25 protein-coding genes and 1 pseudogene are annotated in these 26,253 nt (G+C 38.4%); 19 read left to right on the plus strand and 7 right to left on the minus strand.

The window, feature by feature from the left end; genetic code table 11:
* Positions 1–9: 9 nt before the first annotated feature.
* Positions 10–429: a MarR family winged helix-turn-helix transcriptional regulator gene (locus MUN87_RS20005; RefSeq protein ID WP_244743387.1), complete on the minus strand. Its 420-nt coding sequence runs from the start codon at positions 427–429 to the stop codon at positions 10–12.
* Positions 430–1,476: 1,047 nt separating this feature from the next.
* Positions 1,477–2,469, minus strand: a complete 993-nt coding sequence (locus MUN87_RS20010; RefSeq protein ID WP_244743390.1) for an NADPH:quinone oxidoreductase family protein — start codon at positions 2,467–2,469, stop codon at positions 1,477–1,479.
* A gap of 463 nt (positions 2,470–2,932) precedes the next feature.
* Between MUN87_RS20010 and MUN87_RS20015 the strand changes: the two genes are divergently transcribed.
* A complete protein-coding gene (locus MUN87_RS20015; RefSeq protein WP_244743392.1) occupies positions 2,933–6,070 on the plus strand; it encodes a rhamnogalacturonan lyase in 3,138 nt (1,045 codons plus the stop codon).
* Positions 6,071–6,645: 575 nt separating this feature from the next.
* Here MUN87_RS20015 and MUN87_RS20020 read toward each other — a convergent pair.
* Positions 6,646–7,221, minus strand: coding sequence for a GNAT family N-acetyltransferase (locus MUN87_RS20020; protein WP_244743394.1), 576 nt, complete (start codon positions 7,219–7,221; stop codon positions 6,646–6,648).
* Between the two features lie 139 nt (positions 7,222–7,360).
* Here MUN87_RS20020 and MUN87_RS20025 point away from each other — a divergent pair, with 139 nt between their 5' ends.
* Positions 7,361–7,831 carry an SRPBCC domain-containing protein gene (locus MUN87_RS20025; RefSeq protein WP_244743396.1) on the plus strand — a complete coding sequence of 157 codons (471 nt, stop codon included), beginning with the start codon at positions 7,361–7,363 and terminating at the stop codon, positions 7,829–7,831.
* Between the two features lie 188 nt (positions 7,832–8,019).
* Here MUN87_RS20025 and MUN87_RS20030 read toward each other — a convergent pair whose 3' ends face one another.
* Positions 8,020–8,571, minus strand: coding sequence for a hypothetical protein (locus MUN87_RS20030; RefSeq protein ID WP_244743398.1), 552 nt, complete (start codon positions 8,569–8,571; stop codon positions 8,020–8,022).
* A gap of 232 nt (positions 8,572–8,803) precedes the next feature.
* On the opposite strand from MUN87_RS20030, the gene abnA reads away from it, so the two are divergent.
* Positions 8,804–9,763 carry an arabinan endo-1,5-alpha-L-arabinosidase AbnA gene (gene abnA / locus MUN87_RS20035; protein ID WP_244743400.1) on the plus strand — a complete coding sequence of 320 codons (960 nt, stop codon included), beginning with the start codon at positions 8,804–8,806 and terminating at the stop codon, positions 9,761–9,763.
* A 103-nt stretch (positions 9,764–9,866) separates the two neighbouring features.
* On the opposite strand, the gene MUN87_RS20040 is transcribed toward abnA, so the two are convergent.
* On the minus strand, positions 9,867–10,424 hold the full coding sequence (locus MUN87_RS20040) for a Maf family protein (RefSeq protein WP_244743402.1): 558 nt from the start codon (positions 10,422–10,424) through the stop codon (positions 9,867–9,869).
* Positions 10,425–10,526: 102 nt separating this feature from the next.
* Between MUN87_RS20040 and MUN87_RS20045 the strand changes: the two genes are divergently transcribed.
* The 5 genes from MUN87_RS20045 (at position 10,527) to MUN87_RS20065 (ending at position 14,025) form a co-directional block, all read left to right on the plus strand.
* Positions 10,527–10,913 (plus strand): MazG nucleotide pyrophosphohydrolase domain-containing protein, encoded by a 387-nt coding sequence (locus MUN87_RS20045; protein ID WP_244743404.1) that lies wholly within the window; start codon positions 10,527–10,529, stop codon positions 10,911–10,913.
* 86 nt (positions 10,914–10,999) lie between these two features.
* Positions 11,000–12,220 carry a cytochrome P450 gene (locus MUN87_RS20050; protein WP_244743406.1) on the plus strand — a complete coding sequence of 407 codons (1,221 nt, stop codon included), beginning with the start codon at positions 11,000–11,002 and terminating at the stop codon, positions 12,218–12,220.
* A 352-nt stretch (positions 12,221–12,572) separates the two neighbouring features.
* Positions 12,573–12,773 (plus strand): hypothetical protein, encoded by a 201-nt coding sequence (locus MUN87_RS20055; RefSeq protein WP_244743408.1) that lies wholly within the window; start codon positions 12,573–12,575, stop codon positions 12,771–12,773.
* Positions 12,774–12,802: 29 nt separating this feature from the next.
* Positions 12,803–13,141: a hypothetical protein gene (locus MUN87_RS20060; protein ID WP_244743412.1), complete on the plus strand. Its 339-nt coding sequence runs from the start codon at positions 12,803–12,805 to the stop codon at positions 13,139–13,141.
* A gap of 440 nt (positions 13,142–13,581) precedes the next feature.
* On the plus strand, positions 13,582–14,025 hold the full coding sequence (locus tag MUN87_RS20065; protein ID WP_244743414.1) for a hypothetical protein: 444 nt from the start codon (positions 13,582–13,584) through the stop codon (positions 14,023–14,025).
* On the opposite strand, the gene MUN87_RS20070 is transcribed toward MUN87_RS20065, so the two are convergent.
* Positions 14,026–14,325 (minus strand): hypothetical protein, encoded by a 300-nt coding sequence (locus MUN87_RS20070; protein WP_244743416.1) that lies wholly within the window; start codon positions 14,323–14,325, stop codon positions 14,026–14,028.
* 69 nt (positions 14,326–14,394) lie between these two features.
* Positions 14,395–15,237, minus strand: a complete 843-nt coding sequence (locus MUN87_RS20075; RefSeq protein WP_244748030.1) for an aldo/keto reductase — start codon at positions 15,235–15,237, stop codon at positions 14,395–14,397.
* Between the two features lie 319 nt (positions 15,238–15,556).
* On the opposite strand from MUN87_RS20075, the gene MUN87_RS20080 reads away from it, so the two are divergent.
* The 11 genes and pseudogenes from MUN87_RS20080 (at position 15,557) to MUN87_RS20130 (ending at position 26,147) form a co-directional block, all read left to right on the plus strand.
* A complete protein-coding gene (locus tag MUN87_RS20080) occupies positions 15,557–16,132 on the plus strand; it encodes a TetR/AcrR family transcriptional regulator (protein ID WP_244743418.1) in 576 nt (191 codons plus the stop codon).
* Between the two features lie 24 nt (positions 16,133–16,156).
* Complete coding sequence (locus tag MUN87_RS20085; RefSeq protein ID WP_244743420.1) at positions 16,157–18,814, plus strand: YhgE/Pip domain-containing protein; 2,658 nt, start codon at positions 16,157–16,159, stop codon at positions 18,812–18,814.
* Positions 18,815–19,484: 670 nt separating this feature from the next.
* A complete protein-coding gene (locus MUN87_RS20090; RefSeq protein WP_244743422.1) occupies positions 19,485–20,051 on the plus strand; it encodes a histidine phosphatase family protein in 567 nt (188 codons plus the stop codon).
* Between the two features lie 92 nt (positions 20,052–20,143).
* Positions 20,144–20,980 carry a nucleotidyltransferase domain-containing protein gene (locus MUN87_RS20095; protein ID WP_244743424.1) on the plus strand — a complete coding sequence of 279 codons (837 nt, stop codon included), beginning with the start codon at positions 20,144–20,146 and terminating at the stop codon, positions 20,978–20,980.
* Between the two features lie 202 nt (positions 20,981–21,182).
* Positions 21,183–21,626: an NUDIX hydrolase gene (locus tag MUN87_RS20100; RefSeq protein ID WP_244743426.1), complete on the plus strand. Its 444-nt coding sequence runs from the start codon at positions 21,183–21,185 to the stop codon at positions 21,624–21,626.
* A 17-nt stretch (positions 21,627–21,643) separates the two neighbouring features.
* The gene (locus tag MUN87_RS20105; RefSeq protein ID WP_244743428.1) at positions 21,644–21,814 is read left to right on the plus strand and encodes a hypothetical protein; all 171 of its coding nucleotides are present in this window, start codon (positions 21,644–21,646) and stop codon (positions 21,812–21,814) included.
* Between the two features lie 27 nt (positions 21,815–21,841).
* Positions 21,842–22,747: a VOC family protein gene (locus MUN87_RS20110; protein ID WP_244743430.1), complete on the plus strand. Its 906-nt coding sequence runs from the start codon at positions 21,842–21,844 to the stop codon at positions 22,745–22,747.
* 66 nt (positions 22,748–22,813) lie between these two features.
* Positions 22,814–23,223: pseudogene (locus tag MUN87_RS20115) on the plus strand (VOC family protein).
* Positions 23,224–24,165: 942 nt separating this feature from the next.
* Positions 24,166–24,735: an RNA polymerase sigma factor gene (locus MUN87_RS20120; protein ID WP_244743432.1), complete on the plus strand. Its 570-nt coding sequence runs from the start codon at positions 24,166–24,168 to the stop codon at positions 24,733–24,735.
* A complete protein-coding gene (locus tag MUN87_RS20125; protein ID WP_244743434.1) occupies positions 24,695–25,564 on the plus strand; it encodes an LCP family glycopolymer transferase in 870 nt (289 codons plus the stop codon). Before MUN87_RS20120 ends, MUN87_RS20125 begins: the two co-directional genes overlap by 41 nt.
* A 58-nt stretch (positions 25,565–25,622) precedes the next feature.
* Entirely contained in the window at positions 25,623–26,147 is a 525-nt protein-coding gene (locus MUN87_RS20130) for a DinB family protein (RefSeq protein ID WP_244743436.1), read from the plus strand.
* Positions 26,148–26,253: the final 106 nt, after the last annotated feature.

A 26,253-nucleotide genomic window follows, 5' to 3' on the forward strand; every position in this document is an offset into this window, starting at 1 on the left:
CCATTCTCCTTACTTTGTTAAGTTTTTTCTTATTTCCTTGAAGATTCTCATCGTTTCTACTTGATCTTCTTCTGATATCCCAGCTAAAATTTCTTTTTCAAATTGATCGATTGATTGTCGCACTTTTAGATACACGTGGTTCCCGTAGTCCGTAACCATCATTTTTTTTTCGCGTTTGTCATTTCCTTGCCGGTGGGTTACTAATCCTAAGGCTTCTAGGCGGCTCATCGTACGGGTAATCGTAGGTTTCTCCACTCCTTGGTAGGTGGATATCTCGACATTTGTACTTGGCCCGAAATTGGATAAGTAATAAAGGATAATCCATTGCGCCCGGTGTAAGTCATGCTGTTGCAACAGATCATTTAATTTCTTCTCGAATGGTCTGTATAACAATATCAACTGGTAAAAAAACGTATGTGGTTCTTGCATTTTTCCATCTCCTTCCTGCTATGCAGGGTAAATAGTTAGCTAGGGTAACTATTTAATTTTAGCAGTAGATGCAGGATGCTGTCCAGTATTCCTTCTTACATAAAATTTCAAATAAGAAAAAGGAGCCAAAAGTGGGAGCAGTTAGCAGAGATTTGTATCGTTTAGCGATAAAGGGACCAAAAGTGGGGTGTAGTCAGCAGAGATTTGTATCGTTTAGCGATAAAGGGACCAAAAGTGGGGTGTAGTCAGCAGAGATTTGTATCGTTTAGCGATAAAGGAGCCAAAAGTGGGAGCAGTTAGCAGAGATTTGTATCGTTTAGCGATAAAGGGACCAAAAGTGGGGTGTAGTCAGCAGAGATTTGTATCGTTTAGCGATAAAGGGACCAAAAGTGGGGTGTAGTCAGCAGAGATTTGTATCGTTTAGCGATAAAGGAGCCAAAAGTGGGAGCAGTTAGCAGAGATTTGTATCGTTTAGCGATAAAGGGACCAAAAGTGGGGTGTAGTCAGCAGAGATTTGTATCGATTAGCGATAAAGGAACCAAAAGTGGGAGCCAGTCAGCAGAGATTTGTATCGTTTAGTGAGAAAGGGACCAAAAGTGGGAGCAGTTAGCAGAGATTTGTAGAGTTTAAAAAGAAAGAAGACAAATGATGGTGGATTCCGGCTGGTTTTGTCTCCTTGAAGAGTCTGTACCATTGCCAGGGCCCAAACATAGACTATCGCGGGGAGAAACGTTGTCCCTAGCACATGAATCAATTCAAAATGACCGCTATGTGTCACTTTACATAATCCATCTTACAGCTAGTTGTATAATTATTTATGGTAAGGACCGGGCGCGGGGTTATGCCCGGTTTTCCTTACGTTTACGTGAATGGAATAGTTATATCATGTCTATCGGACAAAAAGCCATGCATAATAGCTTGAAATGATCAATAGCAGCATAGCTGGAAATTATCTTTATCACGGCGCTGAACGTCCGTAATACCCCCCTGATTGAAGTCTCACTTGATATTATTCCAATTACTCAATAGACATATTTTTTCCTTTATCTACAATTTAACTAAAATTCGGCCTCTAATATTACCTTTTAGAATGGAGGTAAGGTTAGCCGGTAATTCTGACAGCGGTATTTCCTTTTCTACAATCTCATCTAAATTGTCCAGCTTGAGATCGGTTGAAAGTCGTTGCCAAACTTTCTTGCGCATCTCCATCGGGCAGTTGACAGAGTCAATTCCTAACAAATTAATCCCTCTTAAAATGAAAGGGAAGACGGTTGTCGGTACTTGCACACCTGCTGTTAAGCCACTAACGGCTACGGAACCATTGTATTGCACTTTACTTAAAACAGATGCAAGCGGTTCTCCTCCTACTGGATCAATCACTCCGGCCCACTGTTCTTTATCAAGCGGTTTTACCTGTCCGTCGTAAACGTCTTCCCGACTGATAATTTCTTTGGCACCAAGTGATCGTAAATATTCTTTTTCTGATTGTTTGCCCGTACTTGCTACAACATGATAGCCCTTTTTGGCAAGCATGGCGACTGCTAAACTGCCGACACCACCGGTTGCACCTGTTACAAGTACTTTTCCTTTCTGAGGAATCAGGCCGTTATCTTCTAGTCTATTTACAGATAAAGCTGCTGTAAAACCGGCTGTACCGTAAATCATTGCTTCTTTCACTGATAATCCTTGAGGAAGTGGCACGATCCACTCAGCTGGAATACGAGCATATTCACTATAACCACCATTATGTGCGACACCAATGTCATAGCTGGTTGCAATGACTTGATCGCCTTCACGAAAACGGTCGGTATTAGAGGATACAACTGTTCCAGCTAAATCAATCCCAGGAACAAGCGGATAGGAACTGGCTACCTTACCGTTCTCACTGCTTGCTAAGGCATCTTTATAATTTACACTGGAATAGGCGACCTTAATTAAGACATCACCATCTGATAAATCGTCCAATATCAAGTTTTGAATATTTGTACTGAACGTCGCATCTGTTTTGTTCACGACGAATGCTTCAAAAGTTTCATTCATGTTAATAGCTCCTTTCATGTTCATTCAATTCCCTAGATTATTCATTCTTAATCATTGTAATCTCTATCGTGATAAGATATAAAGTAATCTGACTCGGATAGATATAACAAACAATATAGATATAATGACCTGTTTATCCCCGTACCTACGTCCTATACAATTTTTGCAAGATGCGGACTTGCCAGATTAGTTGTCATCGTTTTTCCCCTTGTGACACCTGGTGTTGAAACAATTAAGACATTATTGCAAAAAAGTTCTATAGACAATAATGAAAAATTCTTGCTACGCTTAAAAAGGAGATCAAGTTATCCTGCAGCCGAAATTTGTATGCGTTTTCATTAAAGGTGGGAGGTGACGAATTTACATTCTGCTGTAAAATACTTATCTCATAAAAATAGACGGCCATGTCACACACTTCACCAAGATCAAACCTACAGGCCTTATGGAGAAGGAGTGTCCAAGCTTGAAGAATAAAAAGAAGCCAAAACATGTACTTATACTTGTTGCAATTTTTAGTTTAGTTTTTGCAAATTTTTCTGCTATTTCTACAGTTAAAGCTGCTGAAATTCCCGATGTAGAAGGGTTCCAGGGCGTGTATTACACGGATTTCGGTGATAGTGGGGAAGTAACCCCGGATAACTGGGGCTTTACAACTGCTGCAGCGACCCTCTCAACAAATACGGAAGATGTAGCGGGCAATGAAACAGATAAGCTTCAATTCGATATTGTGGATCAATCTGGTGGAAGAGTTGCTACTAAGTCCTTAGACACTAATGTTATGGGTGAAAAAGTGTTAGTGACTTTTGATTGGTATCCAGGAAAAAGTAATGATAAGGGTGAGCACTTATATGAAAATGGTGGGGAATTCCGAATCCTGGATGGTGCAGGTAATACAGTCTTTACCATAAATAGTACAAATAAAGAACCTATTACGTATTATGCGGGAGATCAGGAACAGACAGCTACATCCTTTACTGATCAAGAAACATGGTATCATGCTGCGGTGACGTTCGATCTTGCTTCCAATAATGTGTCACTTGATATGGAGAATCAGGCTACAGGCGTAAAGGAAAGCTATCAATCTACTTTAGATGAGGTGGATTTTGACGGTAATGTCTCCACTTTACGTCTTGTTGGCGTTCGTACTTCAGGAAATAATCATACATGGACCACATACTTAGATAATGTAGGTATCTATCATGTACCGATAAATGATAATACAATTACCAACGTACCGTCTTTACCATATGAACGAGTATATGTTGGGGACACTAGTGCTGATATTGATTCAATAGGATTACCAGAAACAGTAGACGTTGCACTTGCTGATCATAGTACAACAGAGGCCGCGATAAGTGAATGGCAGCCGGTAGGGAAAGAATGGGATCCAGAGCAATCGGGGGTCTATGAGTTTTCTGGAACGATTGCTGATTCTGCAGAAATCGATAATGCTTTTGACCGGAAAGCGACCGTTTATGTCTATAATCGTTTGACTCCGCCAGATACAAACCGTGCTACAGAGTGGCTGGATCGCGGAGCGGTAGCATTGGAAACGGATGATGGTATCTTTTTGTCATGGAGGTTATTGGTCGACGAATATGATAAAGACGTCAAATTCCGTGTCTACCGTAATGGCAAAAGACTTAATCATGACCTTTTGTCTGTAACGAATTTTACGGATAAACATGGTTCTGCAGATGATCACTATTCGATTGTAACGTATGCCAATGGAGAAATAATGGAGCGAACTAAAGTAAGCGTGGAGGAAAATAATTATCTATCCCTACCATTACAAAAACCAGAAGGTGGTACTACGGCAACTGGTGATTATACGTATAGTGCTAATGATGCCAGTGTTGGTGATCTCGATGGTGACGGTGAATATGAGGTCATTCTGAAATGGCGTCCATCGAATGCGATGACAGCATTAGAAGATGTAATTACTGGTCCAACGATTTTCGATGCTTATGAGTTAGATGGTACTTTATTATGGCGAATGAATATGGGGATGAATTTAACTTCCGGTCCACAATATCATCAGTTTGTTGTAGCTGATATGAACAGTGATGGCAAGTCTGAGTTTTTAATCAAGTCTGCCGATGCTACTACAACTTATGGCGCAACAGATGGTAAATATGACAGTTCGAAAAAAGTCAGTGTGATAGGAAATGAAGAAGATAATGGCAAATGGATCAATGAAGGCGGCCATGTGGTGGATGGTCCCGAATATATTTCTGTATTTGCCGGTGATACTGGTAAGGAAATAGATACGATTGATTTCGCCTTCCCAGTAGAGAAAGAAGAAGGAGATCATGGTGCATCGTGGGGAGATACTTTCTATAATCGATCGGATCGTTTCCTTTCAGGTGTAGCATATATTGATGGCAAAAAACCGAGTGCGATTTATGGGCGCGGTTATTATGAGCGTACTGCTTTTGCCGCGTATAGTCTGGAGAATGGTGAGCTCATCGAAGACTGGACTTTTGATTCTGATGAAGCCGGCAGAGGAGCAAGCTTAGGTAATCACAACCTGGCAACCGGTGATGTCGACAATGATGGTTTTGATGAAATTGTAGCTGGATCCTTAACACTTGATCATGATGGTTCGATTTTGTATGCGATGGATGGCGATATGGGTCGTGTCCAGGGATCGCATGGGGATGCACTGCATGTAGGTGCTTTCGATCCGAATCGTGAAGGACTGCATGTCTTTGGAGTTCGCGAATCCTCTGAAGTCGCATCATTGGAATATCATGATGGGGCAACAGGTGAAAGTTTACAAGCCTATTATGCGTTTAAAGATGCTGGACGTGGTGTAGCAGGTAATATTACCTCAAGTCCTGGCTATGAAATCTGGGGTGCCGGTGGTGGTACTGTTGAAACTGGCGGTGGTGTTTACAACGTCAATGGCGATGTTGTGACAAACAGCTTCCGTGATATCGGTTTACCGGTGAACTTTGTCAGCTATTGGGATGGCGATTTGTTAAACGAGATGCTGGATGGTACAACCATTTCTAAATATGATGAGTCAGCGAATCAAGTTAATGTTCTGGAAAGCTTTGAAGGCGTGATCAGCAATAACGGAACAAAAGCAAATCCTACCTTGCAAGCAGATATTCTCGGTGACTGGCGTGAGGAAGCAATTTATCCAACGGAAGACAGTACGGAATTAAGAATATTCACCACGTCTATTCCGACTGACTATAGATTGCCGACTTTAATGCATGATTCGGTCTATCGTATGGGGATTGCATGGCAAAATACGACTTACAACCAACCGCCGCATTTAGGATATTATTTAGGTGAAGATATTCGTGATCAGGTATTGAATGGAGAACTGGATTTTCCAGAGGTAGATTATACGCCAAGTTTGCAAGCGATAGAGCATGCCGTATCGATCTCAGCCGATAATCCAGGTCACAAAATTTTATCTCTGAAACTGAAACAAGCTGAACATCAACTTGCTAAAGATCACCCTAGATTGGCGATTTGGCATATGAATCAATTTATTAAGCATCTAGAGAAAAGTAATTTAGCAGATAAACAAGTTTCATCATTAACCGCTGATGCGCAAGACTTAATTGCACAGTGGAGTGAATAAGAGATAGAAAAGCTTGGAGTTTTGCTCCAAGCTTTTCTATCTGTGTACGGATAAAAAGAAAAGGAGGTAGCTCTGAGCTAGGTACAAATCGAGACCTGGGGCTAATGCACATAGCCGTCAAGCTAAGGAAAAGAGAAAAGAGTGCTTAAACTGTCTTACATGTTCGGCCTATCATATAATCCATTCTTATGGACAGTTGAAAAGGGAAAGGTCAAAAGTTGTCTATAAGAATCAAAAATATGACCTCTCAAGGATATCAAAAGGACTCCTGTGGTCAAACATCCGATTTCTTTCAGGAACAGCTATTATAAATGATTTCTTACACTCAACTCACAAAAAATCACTGCACACAGATAACTTGTATTCATTACGGTAACGTATTCACTTTTCTTTTTAAAAGCATTACCTTAACTTGACGGCGATGGACTAATGCATGGGAGAGAAAGGCACTTAAAGCGGAGGAGTAGATTAGTAGTTTTGTCCCCAAAACCTTTTGTGTGGAGACTCCGTACTTATCCATTTAAATTAGATACGACACAAATCTTCACATTCCGAGATTTGCATCGTACCCAATATTAAGCCTTTTGAGATTGATTCCATTCTTCTCTCAGTATTGAATAGATTTTGAGGTTGCTATGCTTGCCATTTTTATAAATAGCATGTCGCAGGTTGCCTTCACAGGTCATTCCTGATTTCTCCATAACGCGGGCGGAGGCGATATTTTCTTCCAGACAACGAGCTTGAATCCGTTCTAATTTCATTGCAGAAAATCCGAAGCGGACTAATTCCCTAACTGCTTCCGTAACAATGCCTTTGCCCCAGTATTCCGGGGTGATAACATAACCAATTTCAGCTGTGAATTGAGCGGGATCCCATGTAACGAAATCAACTGTGCCGATGAATTCTCCTGTCGCTTTATATTCGATACCCCAAGGTGCGATGTTACCTTTTTCGTATTGTTCCAGGATGAATTGGACAAATGCAGTTGTCTCATGGAGTGACTCGTGCGAATTCCAAGTGACATAGCGGGATACTTTATCTTGGGAAGCATAATGATAAATTGCTTCGATATCTGTTCGTTTGACTTTACGAAGCCGTAGTCTATTTGTTTCTAGCAATGGAAGGTTTCCGTAAATATCTGCTATTTTCATAGAGTTTTCATCCTTTCTTACGCAATATAATTAACAAAAAATATAACGGTAATCATGGCTGTCGTCAAGCTGTTTTTAATTGCATTCAGCTTTATAAACGTATATGGTAGAACTAATTAAAAAATGGAGGAGGCGTGGCATGACTGGTTATGGTCAGCTTTATGAAGTGAATGGAAGATACGTGCTAGCGTTTCAGCGAGAGTTGTCATGCTCAGCAGAGAAAGCATTTGAAGTGATGACGACTCCGGCTTACTTTACAAAATGGTATCCTTTTGCTACTGGAGAAATGGAATTGGCTGTTGGAGGTAAGTTGTATTTTGATGATGGGGAAGGATCGCAATACGAAGGTGAGGTTCTGGAATACGAGCGTCCTCACACGTTTGTTTTTCAGGAAGTAGATGATCTGGTCGAAATGAAAGTAACACCAGAAAAGACTGGCAGTCAATTTACCTTCAAGCACACGTTTGATGACAAAAAGTTAGCGCAATTCATTGCTGCTGGCTGGCATCGCTGCCTAGATGCATTCGGTCAAATGGCGGAAGGAAAAGAAGTCGATTGGCCGGATAATGCAGAAGAATTAAGAGCTTATTATCAAAAGGCATTTAAATAACAAAGACTTGGGTAATGCCCAAGTCTTTTATCGTCTATCTCGCTGAAATAATTCCAATCACCTGCCTGATTTTGCTCCATGACAGTCCAGCTCTTCGTTTTTTCTTTCCTCGAGAGTAAAATTCGACAATCGTTGCTTTGGGCAGACTTTTTAACTATTGTCTACCGTGGTGTGATTTTGTCCGTGCTTTAGTTCTGTTCATCTAAACGTTCAGCCTCTACGTTTGATACAATCCAATGATCATCTTCCCAAGATAAATGAAATATTTTTTTAATCGGACCAGTTGATTCATTATTCTGTTCCTGACTGATAATATAGTGTTGCTCTGCTTCCTGTGTTAACGTAAATGCTTTGTCTGGATTTAAAAATAAAGGAGACCCTTGTGATTTGAAATAAAGACTATTATCTTTCGTTGTAATATAGCGATTAATGAGTTGGTTGGTGTAGTCGGATGAGAGGTACTCTTGTAAGTGATGCTGGATTTTCTCTTTTGTATCAAAGTTCTGTAAAAAGTTCTGTTCATCTGTGTCATCCATAATCGATTCAAAGGCTGACTGATAGTTTGATACAATTTCACGGGCTCGTTGCTTATCTAAAGAAGGGTCTTGCTGTTTATGTATATCGTCCTGCTCTGTTTCTATCTTTGTCTCGTTTGTTTGAGCAGGGAGTTCTGACCAGATTAGTCCACCGATAATGCCAATAGCGATAAAACCTAGAAATACAGATAACCATTTATTCATTACTTTTACCCCTCCTTATAAATATAGTTACCTTTTTTGGATAATATGTAAACGGTAAATTCCAATGAATTACGGATTGTACAATTAACAAAAATATTATATTTAAAATAAAAATTAGTATATAAGTACCTTGTTTGTTTTTCTAATTGTGATAAAATGATATTTAATTAAGTATGATTACAACATAATATTTGTAAGCGCATACTTAATAAAAAAGAGAGGAGCATATGAAATGTTACGTGTAACGTGGAAAGTTATTTTGTTATCTTTATTATTTATTGGTATTTCAGGAGTATCTGTCTCGGCAGCTTTCTGGGATATGGAGGAACATCCGATGATTCATGATCCTTCGATGGTGAAAGAAAATGATACATATTGGGTGTTTGGAACTGGACCAGCAGATGGCAACGGAATTAGAGTTATTTATTCAAATGATAGCGGTTACAGTTGGGGCGAAGCACCTGTCATCTTCCCGGAGCCTGCTAGCTGGTGGAGCGATTATGTACCGAATCATGCAAGTAATCAGTGGGCGCCAGATATTGAATATTTCAATGGTCGTTATTGGCTGTACTATTCTGTTTCATCATTTGGCTCTAATCAGTCATTAATAGGTTTACTGTCAACAGATAGTATTTCTTCGGGGAATTGGCGGGATGATGGACTGGTAACACGGACAACTACTTCTGATAATTATAATGCGATTGATCCGGCGATGATTGTTGATGAAAACGGACAGCCATGGTTATCATACGGGTCTTACTGGAGCGGCATTAAATTAACTAAATTAGACCCAAATACAATGAAGCCAACAGGAACACAACACTCGATAGCGGCAAGACCATCTGATCCTGAACATGCGGTAGAAGCACCAACAATCACCTATCATAATGGCTATTATTATCTGTTTGTTTCCTTTGATTCATGCTGCAGCGGTGTGAACAGTGACTACAAGATTGCGGTAGGACGCTCTGCACAAATTACCGGTCCGTATTATGATAAAGTGGGGAACAGTATGATGCAAGGAGGCGGTACTATTCTAGATACCGGAAATGACAGATGGATTGGACCAGGACATCAGGATGTATATCAAAATCTGATCATTCGTCATGCTTATGATGCAGAAAGTAATGGTTTACCACGATTGCTGATTAATGATCTTAGTTGGGATAGCAACGGTTGGCCAACATATTAATAAAAAAATCAGTCAGTGAAAAGCTGACTGATTTTTTTATCACGGCGCTAACCGTCCGTAATACCCCCACCCCAAGATTCGAGAGATAAACCACTGATTGACTTTATTGATCAAATTCCTGTAATGCCCGCACTACACGTGAAACAGGCAATCCGACAACATTATAGTAATCACCGACAATCCCTTTGACAAATTTTGCTCCGATACTTTGAATGCCATAGCCGCCAGCCTTATCATAAGGTTCATCGGTATCGATGTATGTATGAATGTCTTTTTTCGAAATCGGCCAAAATTCTACTGTTGTTTTCTCGACAAAAATGATCGTCTTTTTGACAGAACGTAACATGACACCAGTATACACGTCATGCTGTCTATCACTTAAGCTTTCGATCATGGTGTAAGCTTCTTCCTTCGTTTTCGGTTTCTCAAAAATGTGTTTTTGATACGCAACGACCGTATCAGCAGATAAAATAACTTCATTGTGGTCTTTTAACGTAACATGATTGTTTTTTAACTTCGCAAGTTCTTCAACTTTACGTGAAGGTTCTTCCAATTTTATAACCGATTCATCCACTTCAGGCTTGCGAATCTTAAAAGAGATTCCTACTTGTTCCAATAACTGCTGTCTTCGCGGAGAAGATGAGGCCAATATTAATTGCATCACAATACCTCTTTTCATTTTCTTATTATGATACTTTCTGTGTACGGAAACTGCAAATAGCCATCTGTGATACACTAATAAAAAAAGGATGAGGTGGAAGCATTGAAAGAATTGCAAGCATATATGGCAGCTTATCACAAAGAGATGAATTGGGAAATTAGCGGAGAAAATTATCAGGAAGAACAAGCATCATTCCTACATAACTATATGCTATTGTCAACAGAAGTGGCAGAGGTAGCAGAGGAACTGCGAAAAGTGTTTAACAGCACAAACAAGCAATTGAATCAAGGTACTCCAGAATCAGAAGCGTTTGAAGCAGCGAAAGAAAGTGTTAGAGAAGATGTAGGTAAAGAACTGGCAGACTGTATGGCCTACATCGTCAAATACGCTAATTATTTTGAGATTGATTTAGAATCAGCCTTCTATCAGAAAATGGTCGAAGTAAAAGAACGGAAAAATAAAGATATAGGAGTACAAACGAAAGACTGACGCAGTTGGATGTGTCAGTTTTTTGTTTGTATCACGGATTGCGGGGAATGATAGTAACAAGAATTGATTCGAGGGAGGTTTTTATTATGGCGATGCCTAAAGAGGGTGGACTTGATCACACTTTAGAAGTGTTAAAAGAAGGTTATCATTATATCATGAATCATGCCGAGAAGTTTGATCATCGTATTTTTGAAACAAGAATTTTAGCAGAAAAAGTCATCTGTATGGTCGGGAAAGAAGAAGCGGAATTATTTTATGACAACGAAAAGTTTTCACGAAAAAATGCAGCTCCTGGCCGTATTCAAAAAACATTATTCGGTCAGGGTGGTGTACAGGGGTTGGATGGGCAAGCGCACCATCATCGTAAGAATATGTTCATGTCATTGATGACAAAAGAAAAATTAACAGAAATGCAAGCGTTAGTCCGTGAAGAGTGGCGTGCTGAAGTGAAAGCCAATCAAGAAAAATTGGAAGTCTATGATGCTGCGAAAAATGTGCTGACAAGGGCTGCATTGAAATGGACTGGCGTTTCAGTAGACTCAACTGATGAGGAACAATGGGTGGACGAATTAAGTGATATGTTTGAACATGCAGCAGATGTTGGTCCAAAGCATTGGAAGGCTAGATATTCTCGAATCAAAGCGCAGGGATGGCTCGAAGACATGGTGGACAAAGTGAGAAACCATGAGTTAGCAGCAGATCAGGATCGAGCTCTATACCAGTTTTCGATGCATAAAGATCATAACGGGAAAGGTTTAGAAAAGAGCATTGTTGCCGTAGAGATATTAAATTTGTTACGGCCGATTGTTGCCATTGCAGTATATATTGATTTTCTTATGCTATCGATTCACGACTTTCCAGAAAAGGTCGCACATATTGAGGATGGGGATGCTAAAAGCTTTATACAAGAGGTTCGCCGTTATTATCCATTTTTCCCTTTTGCAGCAGCACGCGTCAAACAGGACTTCACTTGGAAAGGGTATGAATTCAAAGAAGGTACGCTAACGCTTATCGATTTGTATGGTACTAATCATGATCCTGACATATGGGAAAATCCGGAGCGGTTTGAGCCAGAACGTTTTATGGAATGGAAAAGTAGTCCGTTTGATTTTATTCCACAAGGAGGAGGAGAATTCGATATCGGTCACCGTTGTGCCGGCGAATGGATGACGATTGATATATTGAAAGAAACAGCTGAATTTTTTGTGAATGAGGTTTCTTATTCCTTTCCAAAGCAGAATCTTGCTTACAGCATGAATGATATTCCGTCGCTTCCGAAGAGTAGAGTAGTCATTACATTTGAATAAACGTTGAAACGTTAAAAATGTCGTTAATCAGTGAATGAATGGCGTTTTTAATATGTGTTACAAAGCGAATTGCAAAAAAACCATACTCAAGAAGATGTATGGATTTCTATATATGTCATCTAACTGCTTAGCGGCCATATTTCCACTTCGTCATACGTTTACATAGTCCGAATTATAAGTAGCTAATATATTTAAGAAATAAATATTTTCATTATAGTTGCTTATGGATATTCATGTTAAAATAGGGGTGTTTATACAACGATGGGGGCTGATGTCATGAAATGTAAATGGATGGCTTCTGGTGGATTTTTGATCGTGTTTATTCTGTTAGCCGGTTGTCAAGTTTCACAGAATGAATCACGTTATCAATGTTATGCCGCATGAGAGTATTGTAAGTGATAGAGTATGGAAAGAAGCAGGTACAGCAGCATACGTGATCACTTTAACAAAATTGGTGAAAAGCGATCAGGATGAGGAAGAATATTTCTGGAAGTATGCCTATGAACCTCAAAAGGATGAGGTGGAGTTAATAAAAAGTAGTGGAAAAGAATAGAAAAATTGATTGGAAAGGAATAATGAGATATGCGCAGGAGATGGCTGGATTATGTGGCGAGTATTGCGGTAATATACTTAATTTCAAAATTGTTTGGTGATGGCGATAGCAAAGAATACTTATTAATTATTGGTTTAACAATAGGATTTTTGCTAGCTATTAAAATATTTACTGAAGGGTTTCTTATTGAAAAATTAATCATTAGTTTTGTGCCACTGATCTTTTGTATTTTAGCTTTGGCAGCAAGCGAAGTGGTTCCTTTCAAGCTACTTTCTGGCATTATTTCAGGCTTTTTATTTGTGGCATTTGATAAAATAAAACATTCAAATGAAATAAATGTTAAGGAGACGGAACAAATTGAGAATTAGAAAAATGTAACAGGAAGAAATAGACACGGTTCGAATTCTTAGGCTGTAAAGCTACCAAAAATATCAATTGTTTTTATCAGAAGAACATTGAGACATGCTAAAAATACACTTATTTTGGATAGTTATGATGAAAATAATACAAAAATATTTTGCAGAACAATAGGATCGAATTATGAGAAGCGTTGTTTTGTTTCCGTCAGCAATTCAGGCATATGATTGGAATGAATATGTCCCTGATTATCCAGTGATAACAAAAATATTATGAACAATAAAATACAATCGGGATATCAAGTTTTATATTATTGATAAAATGATGGATTGGACCATCAGTAACAGTCGTAAGTGACATTTGGTAATGTTTCTTTTTTTGCAAATGGATACTTACTGCTATGAAAAGAACAGACAAAATCAATTCGATAATCATCAAGGGGGGACTATAATTGAAGTATTTCTTGAAATTAAATGTGGTTAGTATGTTGTACGCTCTTATGTTTTTTGTACCGATGCAATTAATGTTAAATGTGTATAGAATCAATAGATTAACAAATTGGGATATAGATACAATAAGTACGGTTACCTGGATTTATGCTGCAATTGAAATGATTGGGGGAACCATCGCGCTCTATTACTTGACCAAAAAGTGGTTGAATGGAAGAAATGCTAACTATTGGGCTATCGTGCTTTGGTTCCTATATTTAGTACTCTTTACATACGTAGTTGCTTCTTTATTTCCGATGACGAATGGTGGAGACGATCCTAACCCTGTTGCTGGTCTGTTTTTGATAGGAGGATTAATCGTTTATCCGTTCTATATATTTATTATCAGTTCGGTTGGTTCGGCAAGGGAGGAAGAACCGATTCAGAAGACCGCAATCCACTCATAATTAAGGCTCTAAAAAAGCAAAATTACCGATATACCACATGCCTATATTAACTAATAAAAAAATAAACCCAGCAATAAGTAAAAATAATTTAATATCCGTTCTTTTTATGAAAAACGAAAAAATTAAACTGATAATGCTGTAACCAATCGGAATGATCAGACTCATACTCCCAGTTGCCCCGAGAGTTACAATAGAAAGATAGGAAGAAAAATTTTCGTAATCTAGCAATGTAACAAGTGTTAGTGGAAGGATACTTAGCAACAAAAATAATGAAGCTATGGAAATATACATTCTGCCCATTTCATCTACTTCCTTTCAGACGGTAATACACGCTGAGAGAAAAATAATTCTCTCAGCTGCAACCTTATTTTAAAATTCTTCATAAACGGCCGGATCCTGATCATTAATTCTGCCATCCGTTCGCGTTAAATGTCCGATTGCTTCCATATCTTCATAATCCAAAGCAAAATCAAAAATAGACAGATTGTTTAATTGATGTTCAGGTGAAGTTGACCGCGGAATTGTTACATTTCCAAGCTGATAATGCCAGCGTAGGATCACCTGCCCTACTGATTTATGATATTTCTTCGCGACCTGCTGTATTGTTTCATTTTCCATGATTTCTTCTGCACGATAGAGCGGGCTCCATGACTCTGTTACAATCTGATGCTTTTCGTGGAAAGTCCGTTGTTCTTCCTGGTTAAAGAAAGGATGTAGCTCGATTTGATTGACGGTTGGCATCACACCCGTTTCACGTTGCAGTCTTTCCAGGTGCTCCGGTAAAAAGTTACTGACGCCAATCGAACGAACCAATCCCCATTTTTGTGCATCCATTAATGCCTGCCATGCTTCTACGTAATGATCTTGTTTTGGGTTTGGCCAATGGATCAAATAAAGATCGAAATAGTCCAGGTTGGCACGGAATAATGATTCTTGTATTGCTTTAATCGCCTCATCGTATTGGTGATAGCGTCCAGGCAATTTGGATGTAACTCGTAATTTTTCTCTTGGTACAGCAGCTCGGCGGATCGCTTCCCCGACGGCACCTTCATTCTCATAATTATAGGCAGTATCAAGTAACCGGTAACCATTAGATATCGCATTGGCAATCACCGTTGTGCCTTGATTTCCTTTTATATTAGCTGTCCCAAATCCAATTGTCGGTACTTCCATTCCATCATGTAGCTTTATGGTTGGTACGATACTTTCCATCATAATCACTCCTTTTTAAACGCTTCATATAAAGGATGTTCAAAAAGTCACTAAATGATAAGCGGAGAATTTCAGCGTGAGCTTTTCTCCAAGTATTAACCTACATACGCTTCGCTACTCGACCTTCCTGCTTTTCATTCAAAAACTTTTTAAAGACTTCTATTATTGTATTACCACCATTTAACATTATTCAAAACAAAATTTTTGAATAAGTAAAAAGATTTAACGTTAAAATAAGGCTTTACGAACCGTATGCAACGTGATATATTGTATAAATGACCAAAACAGTATTTTAGTCAGTTTGGAGTGAATCGGGCGAATGGATCGAAAAAAACAAATCATAGCAGCTGCAACAGAGTCTTTTTCACAATTTGGATATAAGGCAACCACAATGGACCTCGTGTCAAAAATAGCGAAGGTTGGAAAAGGAACGATTTATAACTATTTCTCTAATAAAGAAGAATTGTTAAAAGCTATTATTCAAAACGTAGCAACCGAAATGCGTGAAGTAGCGACTCAATCAATCAGATCAGAGCGTTCTTTTATTGATAATTTTAACAATGTATTACACCATGTAGTCGCCTTTAGGGATCAACATGAATTAACAATCAAATTATCACAAGAAGCTATCCAGTTGGGGACACCGATTGTAACGGAAGCATTGGATGCCTTAGAGGAAGAAATCTGTTTATTTATCGAAGAGCGAATTTCCAAAGCCATTGAACGAAAAGAGATCCGATCATGCGACCCGAGCATAACAGCTTTCTTGATGTTTAAAATGTACATTAATTTAGTGAATGACTGGAAATTACGTGGGAATGATGCATTGCCAAAAGACGAAGTGGCTGACTTCATTCAACTGCACTTTATTGAAGGGCTGGCACCAACGTCTTAAGCCCGTTTATTAGAGGTGACAACATTGAAAAATAGCTGGAACATTTTTAAACAAGATTTACGAAACATCAAGCGAGTTCCATTAGTTGGGTTACTTTTAATAGGTTTAGCTATCTTGCCTTCTTTATATGCATGGTTTAATTTAAGTGCTTCATGGGACCCGTATTCCAATACCGAAGATGTCAAAATCGCAATCGTCAATGAGGATGCTGGAGCGGAAGTAGAGGGCGAATCCATCAATATCGGTGAACAGCTTGAAGAAAATTTGAAAGACAATGATAGCTTAGGCTGGGTATTTACGAGTAGAGAAGAAGCAGAAAAAGGCATAAAGTATGGCGATTATTATGCTGGTGTTTTTATTAAAGAAGATTTCTCATCTAAGCTGGCAAAAGTCGTCGAAGGGGAGCCTGTGAAGGCAAGTGTCAAGTATCAAGTTAACGATAAGAAAAATGCCATTGCACCAAAAATGACCTCAGCGGGTGCCTCGTCGATCGTAAATACGATCAATGATCAGTTTGTCAATGAGACGTCTCATACATTATTTGAGGAGTTCGATAAATTAGGTATTCAATTAGAAGAGGACTTGCCAACGATTCGGAAAATTGAAAATGCATTGTTTGATCTCGATGAAAATATGCCAGAGATTATGAAAGTTGGCCAATTTGTCGAAGACGTTGATCAGGACTGGGATAATATAAATGAAAAAATCGATTATTTTTTATCTATTAGAGACTATTTACCGAAAATACATGAAGGTGCAGATATCATCTTAACATTGCAGGATCAGTTTCCGAAAATATATGAATTAAGTGATTCCGTCTTAAAAGTGGAGGAAACATTGCCAACGATAGAAAAGGCTGTGGAAGACTTTAATCAGATCGGAGCTAAATTCTCTGAAGTGGATCAATTTCTAGCGGATGCAGGTGAACATGTTCAACAAGTGCGTGAGCAGATCAAGAATAACCAGGATACGCTGAATGACATAGCAGACCAGGCTAGCTCACTTGAAGCATACGTGCAGGACTTCCAGGAATTTCTATCACAAGCAGAATGGAATGCAGAGCCTTTTGTTCAGTCTTTCCAATCACAAATCATGCGAATGAACCAGACCCTTGCTGATATTAGTGCGGAAATCGAGAGTATCGAGGCAGACGAAGATATTCCGGATCATGAGGCTGCGTTGAATCAATTGCAAGTGAAGTTAGAGGAACACATTCTCTATTTGCAAAGCAATATACAGATGTATTCCAATTTATATAGCCTGTCAGAAGACGAGAATATCAATACGTTTATTGGAGAGATGGAAGAAACGGTTGAGAGTTTTTCTGTTTTGAAACAGGATATAGCAAATACTGTTGATTCACAAACGATAAATCGTGAACTAATTGAGGATGATTTGTCAGAAGCGCAATCGAATACCAGTACTATGGCAACATGGCTTGATAAGAATGGCAATGAAAGCCTCGATAACAGCTTCTCTGGTATTCAGGATAATATTGCTGATTCTAATCTGAACATGGATCAATTGACGGAATTAAATAAGACGCTGCAAGAAATGTTAACGAATGCGGACAGCGTATTGGCTAAATTAGAAACAGATATTTCTGCCATGCAGGAGCAACTCCCTGAGATCCAGCAAAAATGGGATGAGGTAAACAGCCAGGTGCAGGATACATTCCCTGTCTTCGTACAATCCATTCATGCTTTCAGTGATTTTATCGAGGAGGATCTCCCGGAAGTAGAAGAGAAAGTAAACGCATTGGCAACGTTTGTGGAAGAAGACTTACCGCAGCTGGAGGATAATTATTTAAAAGTGGCGAACTTATTAGAGGAAAATCTTCCAGCTTTTGAATCAGCCATTCATGATCTCGCTGCCTTTAGTGAAAATGATTTACCAGAATTAAGTGAAGGAGTATCAGATGCTGCAGATAAAGTGCATCAAATTGAAAACAAGGATCAATTAAACAAACTGATTGAGTTATTGCGAAACGATTTGGCAGCAGAGAGTGATTTCTTTGCCAGTCCGGTAGAATTAGTACAGGAAGATATTTTTCCGATTCCGAACTACGGATCAGCTAATGCACCTTTTTACACGACATTAAGCTTGTGGGTTGGGGCATTGCTGCTATCTAATCTGCTGTCTACAAATCTACATCCATTAGATAATCGCGAAGGCTATACACAGAGACAAATTTATTTCGGCAGATTGCTGTTGTTTTTAGTAGTGGCAATATTGCAGGGCCTTATCGTCAGTATCGGAGATTTACTCGTATTAGATGTCTATGCGAGTGATCCATTGCAGCTCGTTCTCTTCTCCTTAATCATCGCGGTAGTGTTTATGACGATTGTCTACACCTTTGCCTCGATATTAGGGAATATTGGTAAAGCATTAATGATTGTACTGTTAGTGCTACAGTTATCAAGTGGAGGAGGTACTTTCCCAATTGAAGTAGCTCCGCCGTTTTTCCAAGCGTTGCACCCTTTTATGCCATTCACCTATGGAATCGATTTGCTAAGAGAAGCGGTTGGTGGTATTATTCCGGAAGTTGCCTGGAAAAACATCATAATGCTACTTGTTTTTCTGGTCGTAGCGCTTATTATCGGAGTACTGTTAAAACCATTATTAGCAAAACGAATAGAAGATACTGCTCGTAAGTCGAAAGATAGCAGGCTAGTGGAGTAGTGGTGAGAACTCTTTTTGTTATTCTTAACAAGAAGGGTTCTCTTTTGTATAATCTCTTTCATTAGCGAGAAAGGAACCAAAAGTGGTAAGCAGTGCCCCGAGATTTGTATTGTTTAGCAAGAAAGGAACCAAAAGTGGTAAGCGGTGCCCCGAGATTTGTATCGTTTAGCGAGAAAGGAACCAAAAGTGTTAAGTGGTGCCCCGAGATTTGTATCGTTTAGCGAGAAAGGAACCAAAAGTGTTAAGTGGTGCCCCGAGATTTGTATCGTTTAGCGAGAAAGGGACCAAAAGTGTTAAGTGGTGCCCCGAGATTTGTATCGTTTAGCGAGAAAGGGACCAAAAGTGGTAAGCAGTGCCCCGAGATTTGTATCGTTTAGCGAGAAAGGGGCCAAAAGTGTTAAGCAGTGCCCCGAGATTTGTATCGTTTAAAGAGAAAGGGCCAAAGGTCGTATCATAGCTAGTTGTGTATTATTCATGTTAATTTAAACCGGCTGGGCTCCAGTTTTTCTAAAGTTATTTGTATAAATATGGTAGAATAATATATATCAAGGCTAGCTACTATTGAAAGATCGGTTTTCTCAATAGTACTACATATCATCTTTTACTACAGTTCATCTATATTTTATGATATGGAAAAAATAATTGAATGAAATGAATCGAGGTCTCATTAATGAAAACCATTATCTATATGATAAGACATGCGGAATCACCGTTTATTTATGGAAGGGAGCGAATTAGAGGAATATCAGAAAAAGGGAAACAGGATTCGCAGAAAGTCACGGAAATAATGAGTAACAAACAGATTGATATCATTTTTTCAAGTCCATATAAAAGGGCTGTTCAAACGATAGAAGGAATTGCGCATGATAAGAAAATGGAAATTAATTTAATAGAGGATTTAAGAGAACGTCAATTAAAAGGTGATTTCAAAATGCCCAAAGAGGAGCGGCTGGAAGCAATCGAAAAATCTTTTCAAAATCATGATTATTCATTGCTGGATGGTGAATCAGTTAACGATGTTCAGAATCGTGCAATTCCCGTTATTAAGGAGTTGTTACTTACCTATTATGGAAAGCAAATGATAATTGGTACACATGGGAATGTTATGACGATCATCATGAATTACTTTAACAGCAAGTACGGATATGGCTTTTGGGCAAATACTTCTATGCCGGATATTTATGAGTTAGTATTTTCAGACTTTGAATTGGATGCTGTTCGCAGACTGTGGGACTGACCATTTTGCTTTCTGCGACTTTAATAAAGGAATTTTAAGCTACATATCGAATATTGTAATAAATACATTTTTGAAAGGTTGATTCTTAATGTGTGGGATTTGTAAGTAAATTTACTGTACGAGATGCAAAGCTTCCAGTACATCGCAACAAACTACTGGATAATGTGTTAAAGGATTTGAAATCAGATCCACAAGTATTAGGAGTTGTACTTGGTGGTTCCCTGGCAAAGGGGAATGCAGATTGTTATTCTGATATAGATTTGCACATTATTGTAACACCAGATTCGAAACCTGCGTTTATTCGTGAAAAGAGAGAGCGCTCAAAAAAATGGGGCAATGTTTTATACTTTGAAGGAAGTGATCACACTCCTGTCGTTGTTGCCCACTATGAATGTTTTGTTAAGATTGATACATTCTATAAAGAACCTAAAGAGCTAACGCCTTCTGTATGGTTGAAAGGACTTCAGCCATTATACGATCCTCACGGTATCATTGCTAATGTATTAGAACAATCTGCTAAGCTAGACTATCAGCCTGCTAAAGACGAAGTGGAATTCTGGCGGGAGAAAATATTTGCTTTTCTTCATGAGACATATCGAGCAGTAATGAGAAATGAAAGCTATTATGCACTGGCAAACCTGGACAAAATCAGATGGTTAATCGTTAGTGGCTGGTATATGGAAGCAGGATATCGGGTAGACAGCTCGTATGGAATCTGGTCAAAGCTGGAAGGCAGCAGAAGTTATTTACAGGAATGGCAATTATCCTTATTAGCAGAATGGGATTGTAGCCGATCCTCACAGGAAATAAGGAATACGATGGCAAGTATCCTACCAGAGTTTTTCCGGTTAAACAAACAGCTTTCCAAAAAAACAGGATTAGCAGAGAAAAAAGAATGGTGCGAAAAAATTGTATCTCTAGTGTTATAAAAGAATCTCAGCAGACTAAGAATACCAGTGGAAAATATATGTTGGAGGTTTATCACGTTGCTAACCGTCTGTAAAACTCCCACTTCAAGCCTCTAGTATCACAAAGAAGCTAAGTGGGAGTAAACAGACGCTAACACCCTGATAAGATTCGCTAATGATCAGTGGGGGTCAAAAACCCCCACTGATCAAAGTCTCACTTTATATGCAAAAAAGAATAATCAGACCGATCGTCATCTGTATATTTAGCAATCAGGATTCAATTCTGGTAGCAGAAGGTTTTGATTCTATGAAAGGTGATTATTTCTACCGTCCAATTGGAGGCGGAATAGAGTTCGGCGAATCAAGTACTGATGCCCTCATTAGAGAAATTACTGAGGAAATAAATCAAGAAATAAAAAATCTTAGTTATTTAGGTGCTGTCGAGAATATCTTTACTTTCAATGGGGATAACGGTCACGAGATCGTAATGGTATATGATGCTGCATTTATTGATCAATCATTATATCATATCGAATCATTTGAAGGAATAGAGGATGGTGGCGAGAAGATTAAGTTATTTTGGAAGCCTTTAAATGATTTTACAGAGAGGCGATTACGGCTGGTTCCTGAAGGGTTAATCACACTCATTCAGAACAAAATGATTTAGTTTATGGAGGAAGAAGCTTGATTTCTATTTTAAGTAGTATCGTTTATTTACTGATTTTGTTCAGTTTATCCACGTTGCTTTTCCTGCTTGTACTGTTTTTAGGAACGAGTGAACCTGGAATTGCTTATCTTTTATGTTTAATAGTCGTGCAATTATTACTGGACACTTTCGGTAAATTAAAAAAATAACACATATTTCAAATGAGGAGTGTAAGGATGACAAAAATTGTTCCACACTTATGGTATGACAAGGAAGCAAAGGAAGCAGCGGAGTTTTATGTTTCTGTCTTTCCTGAATCAGAAATAACGGATATTACGACGCTTTATGACACGCCTTCGGGAGATTGTGATCAAGTCTCTTTCACATTATGGGGGCAAGAATTCATGTCAATTAGCGCTGGTCCATTCTTTACATTAAATCCATCGATTTCCTTCTTTGTGCATTTTGATAAGTCAAAGGATGGAAATGCAGATAAAAGATTAGTGGAAGTTTGGGATAGATTGTCTGAAGGTGGTCAGGCTCTAATGCCACTTAATCAATACCCTTTCAGTGAAAAGTATGGATGGATTCAGGATAAGTATGGAGTGACTTGGCAATTAATGCTAACCAATTCAGAAGGCGAAGAACGTCCAACCATTGTTCCCTCTTTTCTATTTGTCGGGGATAGATGTGGCAAAGCAGAAGAAGCAGTTAACTTTTATCTGTCTATATTTAATAATGCAAAAATGGGCAATATAGCTCACTACCCTGCTGGCATGGAGCCCGACAAAGAGGGTTCGGTAATGTTTTCTGATTTTATGCTGGAAGATCAGTGGTTTGCGGCGATGGATAGTGGCCAACCACATGGATTCGACTTTAACGAGGCTATTTCATTTATGGTGAAGTGCGATTCGCAAGAAGAAATTGATAAATATTGGGACGAGCTTTCGGTTGTTCCAGAAGCAGAACAATGTGGCTGGTTAAAAGATCAATTCGGTGTCTCCTGGCAAATTGTTCCGACAGAGATGGATGAGATGATGCGTAATGGTACTTCCGAACAAATTGATCGTGTAACGAAAGCATTTCTTGGTATGAAAAAATTTAATATTGCAGCATTAAGGCAAGCATACAACGGAGAATGATTAGATTCTGGTAATGATACAAGGTATGGTACGTTCATCTAAAAATTATATAAGGTGGTAATGAAAATGACATTCGAATCTCAAGATTTCTTTTTGAATTTATCGGTGAAAGATATTAGTAAATCGACTCATTTTTACAAGGAATTAGGATTCGAAATCAACCCACAGTTTTCAGACGAGACGACTTCTTGTGTCATTATCGGAGAGAATATCTTTGCAATGATCATGGTGGAAGAAAGATTTAAAAGCTTTACGAAGAAAGAAATCGTCGACACGAATGCTGCTGCCGAGGCAATCTTTTGTATTTCTACAGAAAGCAGAGAGCAAGTTGATGAAATAGTCAATAAAGCATTGTCTATTGGTGGTACTCCATATAACGAAGCACAAGACCATGTGGTTTTATGTATATTTGGGGATTTGAGGATTTGGATGGGCACCTTTGGGAAGTGGCTTATATGGATAAGAGTGCTTCTTAAGTAATAACAAGCGCATTGTGAAGAAAATGGACAAATATAGTGATTGAAACGATATTTGTTCTGAAGAGAAATGAAAGAAGACATTACTTGATTATGTTGTACCTTTTTGTTTATCACGGTGCTAAGCCTCTGTAAGACTCCCGCTTCAAGCTTCGAGTTCAAAAAGAAGCTAAGTGGTAGTCTTACAGACGCTAACACCCTGATAAGTTTCGCCAATGATCAGTCAAGTATATAGCTGCGGGCACAGTAGTAGTCATATTTAACATGAAGTTTCGTTCCTATAATATGGATTATGTCAACTAGCCATCGCTAGCCAAGCATCCATATTGAGATATTTAATGTGCTAGGATACCGCTCCGGCCAACCACTCCGCGTCCTGCGGGGCACGGCTGAAGCTAACTTTGTGAAGAAGATCGCTTCACAAAGTGGATCTTCAGCGCCTGCATAATCCCGCGGGGGTCTCCGTGGTTGGCCTACGCTAGAATTGGGAGTCTACAATTTTTGTAAGAGCTAGCATAGTGATCGTATGCATATATAATAGATATGGAAAAATGCCTAGAACCACTGCTTTTTGCTGTTACATCCGTTGTAGCACTTCTCTAAAGCGTAGGAAATAGGCGGAGACTCCCGTGGAATCAGCGCGAGCTGAAGATCCATTTATGAAAGAAAAGAATTTTCTTTCATAAATTAGCTGAAGCCGTGCCCACAGGACGCGGAGCCTATTTCTGGAGCTTTGCTATGCAGATAATCAATATCAAAATGACTACTTTGCAATAAAGCCTTTGTTTACATAATCCATATGATAGGAAGTTGTTTATTAATTAAGTCAATTAGGACCGGGTGGTTTTTGCCCGGTTTTTTTAATGAATAATTAGTTGAAAAGTGTAACCGAATAAAATAGTCCTCGTCTAAAGGATGAATTTCCATGAAGGAGGGAGAGGTTTGGGTGAACAAGAAAAATATTTTGTTGATGAGACAGAGCTTCGAAACGTAATGACTCAGTATGGCACATCATTACTGAAATTAGTATATTCATATGTGAAAAATTGGGCAACAGCGGAAGACATTGTTCAAGAAACATTTATAACGTATTCACAGAAATTTTATCAATTTAAAGGGAATTCTTCGTTGAAAACCTGGCTTTATAAAATTGCTATTAATAAGTCAAAAGATTATTTGAAGAGTCCAAAGAATAAATGGAAATATTTAAATTTGACTAAACTAAAGCTTTCCAGTCATTTGAAAAACCCAGATGAAGAATTAGAAAAAAATACTGAATCGTATGTAGTTGCCAAATGTTTATACAAGATTGATATAAAATACAGAGAAGTTCTCAATCTATATTATTATGAAGATTTAGCTATTAAAGAAATTGCATATTTACTATCAATAGGTGAATCAAACGTAAAAACACGGTTAAATAGAGGAAGAAAAAAATTCAAAAGCCATTACGTAAAGGAGGTTGAAGAAAATGGAAGAAAAATTAAAGAAGCTAAAGACATCCTTGAATAATTCCATTTACAAAGATAAAGAATTTGATCAGACAATGCAAGACAAAACGATACATAAAATGCAATCTGAAAATAATAAGTCAAGAAAGCTAATACCAATATTTGCATCAACCGCAGCAGTCATTCTAGTGTTCATTTTATTTATTAGTCTCAATCCCTTCCCGTTGAATGATAATATGAATAATGCAACAGATAAAACTGATATTTCGGAAATTATCAATGCAAACTATCTATTGGTAACGAATATGGAAGACATGCCAAGTCTGTTATTATTAAATGTAAATAACAATGAGAAGCAGATCACGTATTCATTCATTCCATACAGTGTGAATAATAAAGACCAAATTTATCATCCCGTTACTTCTAAAAAATTTTCTGCCCTATTTGGAATAGAAATTACGCAAACATTTGAACTAAATATGAAATCTATAGGCGCATTTGTGGAAAATAACAATCCACTGGCAATTCATAATCCATTTCAATTTGAGTACAATGGGCAGATGTACAATGAAGGTGAAATTAAATTAGATAATAGTGAAGAAGTCATTGATTATATGACAATGAGATACCAGGATCCAGAAGGTGATTACGGAAGAGATAAAAGAATTCTTTCGGTATACTTGGCACTTTTTCAACAGGAAGCCTTTCTAAAGAATGTGTTAAAAATTAACAATAGAACTGATGTTGTCAAGGCATTAGTAACTGGAATGAACATTAAGGAAGTGAACATTTCTTTTGATCCCCAGCCTGTTGATGATGTTTACGGAGAAAAGTTGAGTGAGAATGGTTATGAAATGCTACGTGAGAATTTTAAGATTAATAGTAACTGATTTTTTTATAGCAGTATAATTAGGTGAAAGGAAAGGTGAGTTGTGCAATGGGGTAAAAATGATAAATGATTTACACACAAATGAAAAGATGTCCCCAGTTGTAGGGATGTTGTATGCAGCAGTAATAGAAAATAGTGACCGATTAAAACTCATCACAGACGGTATGACTCAGACAGAAATCGACTATAAAGGGCCAAAGCATAACGCTAACAGTACCGCACAATTAATTAAACATATCTCATGCGTGGATCTCAATTGGGTATACAGATTGAAAGGTGAGCCGGTACCACATGATATAATAGAAAAATATGGACCAATGCTAGATCAAGAGAAAAAACTTCCAATGATCGAGGGACAGTCTTGGCTACAATTGATGTCAGCATATGATCAGGTATTACTGTTATTAAGAGAGGTTTGTCTGCAATTAACGGATGCTGAGCTATTAAGAAAAGTCAGTTTTGGGCATGAGGATGAAAAAACAGCTACTATTCGCTGGGGATTATGGCATATGGCGGACCATAATCGTTATCATCAAGCACATATTAATCAGCTTAGAAAATCGTATCAGGAATCCAGGAAATAAAGTGAGAATTCAATCAGTGGGGGGGTTGATCCCCACTGATACCTTCGTTTATCCCCCACTTAGCTTCTTATTTATCTTTCGAACCTTGAAGTGGGGGTATTACGGA

The organism is Gracilibacillus salinarum, assembly GCF_022919575.1.
In the GTDB taxonomy this organism is placed as follows: domain Bacteria; phylum Bacillota; class Bacilli; order Bacillales; family Amphibacillaceae; genus Gracilibacillus; species Gracilibacillus salinarum.

Coding starts and splice junctions, on each gene's coding strand:
- MUN87_RS20025 (WP_244743396.1), top strand. CDS start 7,361: ATGACTGGTTATGGTCAGCTTTATGAAGTGAATGGAAGATACGTGCTA.
- MUN87_RS20090 (WP_244743422.1), top strand. CDS start 19,485: ATGAAAACCATTATCTATATGATAAGACATGCGGAATCACCGTTTATT.
- MUN87_RS20075 (WP_244748030.1), bottom strand. CDS start 15,237: ATGGAAAGTATCGTACCAACCATAAAGCTACATGATGGAATGGAAGTA.
- MUN87_RS20080 (WP_244743418.1), top strand. CDS start 15,557: ATGGATCGAAAAAAACAAATCATAGCAGCTGCAACAGAGTCTTTTTCA.
- MUN87_RS20060 (WP_244743412.1), top strand. CDS start 12,803: ATGCGCAGGAGATGGCTGGATTATGTGGCGAGTATTGCGGTAATATAC.
- MUN87_RS20130 (WP_244743436.1), top strand. CDS start 25,623: ATGATAAATGATTTACACACAAATGAAAAGATGTCCCCAGTTGTAGGG.
- MUN87_RS20100 (WP_244743426.1), top strand. CDS start 21,183: ATGCAAAAAAGAATAATCAGACCGATCGTCATCTGTATATTTAGCAAT.
- MUN87_RS20020 (WP_244743394.1), bottom strand. CDS start 7,221: ATGAAAATAGCAGATATTTACGGAAACCTTCCATTGCTAGAAACAAAT.
- MUN87_RS20110 (WP_244743430.1), top strand. CDS start 21,842: ATGACAAAAATTGTTCCACACTTATGGTATGACAAGGAAGCAAAGGAA.
- MUN87_RS20005 (WP_244743387.1), bottom strand. CDS start 429: ATGCAAGAACCACATACGTTTTTTTACCAGTTGATATTGTTATACAGA.
- abnA (WP_244743400.1), top strand. CDS start 8,804: ATGTTACGTGTAACGTGGAAAGTTATTTTGTTATCTTTATTATTTATT.
- MUN87_RS20040 (WP_244743402.1), bottom strand. CDS start 10,424: ATGCAATTAATATTGGCCTCATCTTCTCCGCGAAGACAGCAGTTATTG.
- MUN87_RS20030 (WP_244743398.1), bottom strand. CDS start 8,571: ATGAATAAATGGTTATCTGTATTTCTAGGTTTTATCGCTATTGGCATT.
- MUN87_RS20055 (WP_244743408.1), top strand. CDS start 12,573: ATGAATCACGTTATCAATGTTATGCCGCATGAGAGTATTGTAAGTGAT.
- MUN87_RS20070 (WP_244743416.1), bottom strand. CDS start 14,325: ATGGGCAGAATGTATATTTCCATAGCTTCATTATTTTTGTTGCTAAGT.
- MUN87_RS20125 (WP_244743434.1), top strand. CDS start 24,695: ATGGAAGAAAAATTAAAGAAGCTAAAGACATCCTTGAATAATTCCATT.
- MUN87_RS20050 (WP_244743406.1), top strand. CDS start 11,000: ATGGCGATGCCTAAAGAGGGTGGACTTGATCACACTTTAGAAGTGTTA.
- MUN87_RS20010 (WP_244743390.1), bottom strand. CDS start 2,469: ATGAATGAAACTTTTGAAGCATTCGTCGTGAACAAAACAGATGCGACG.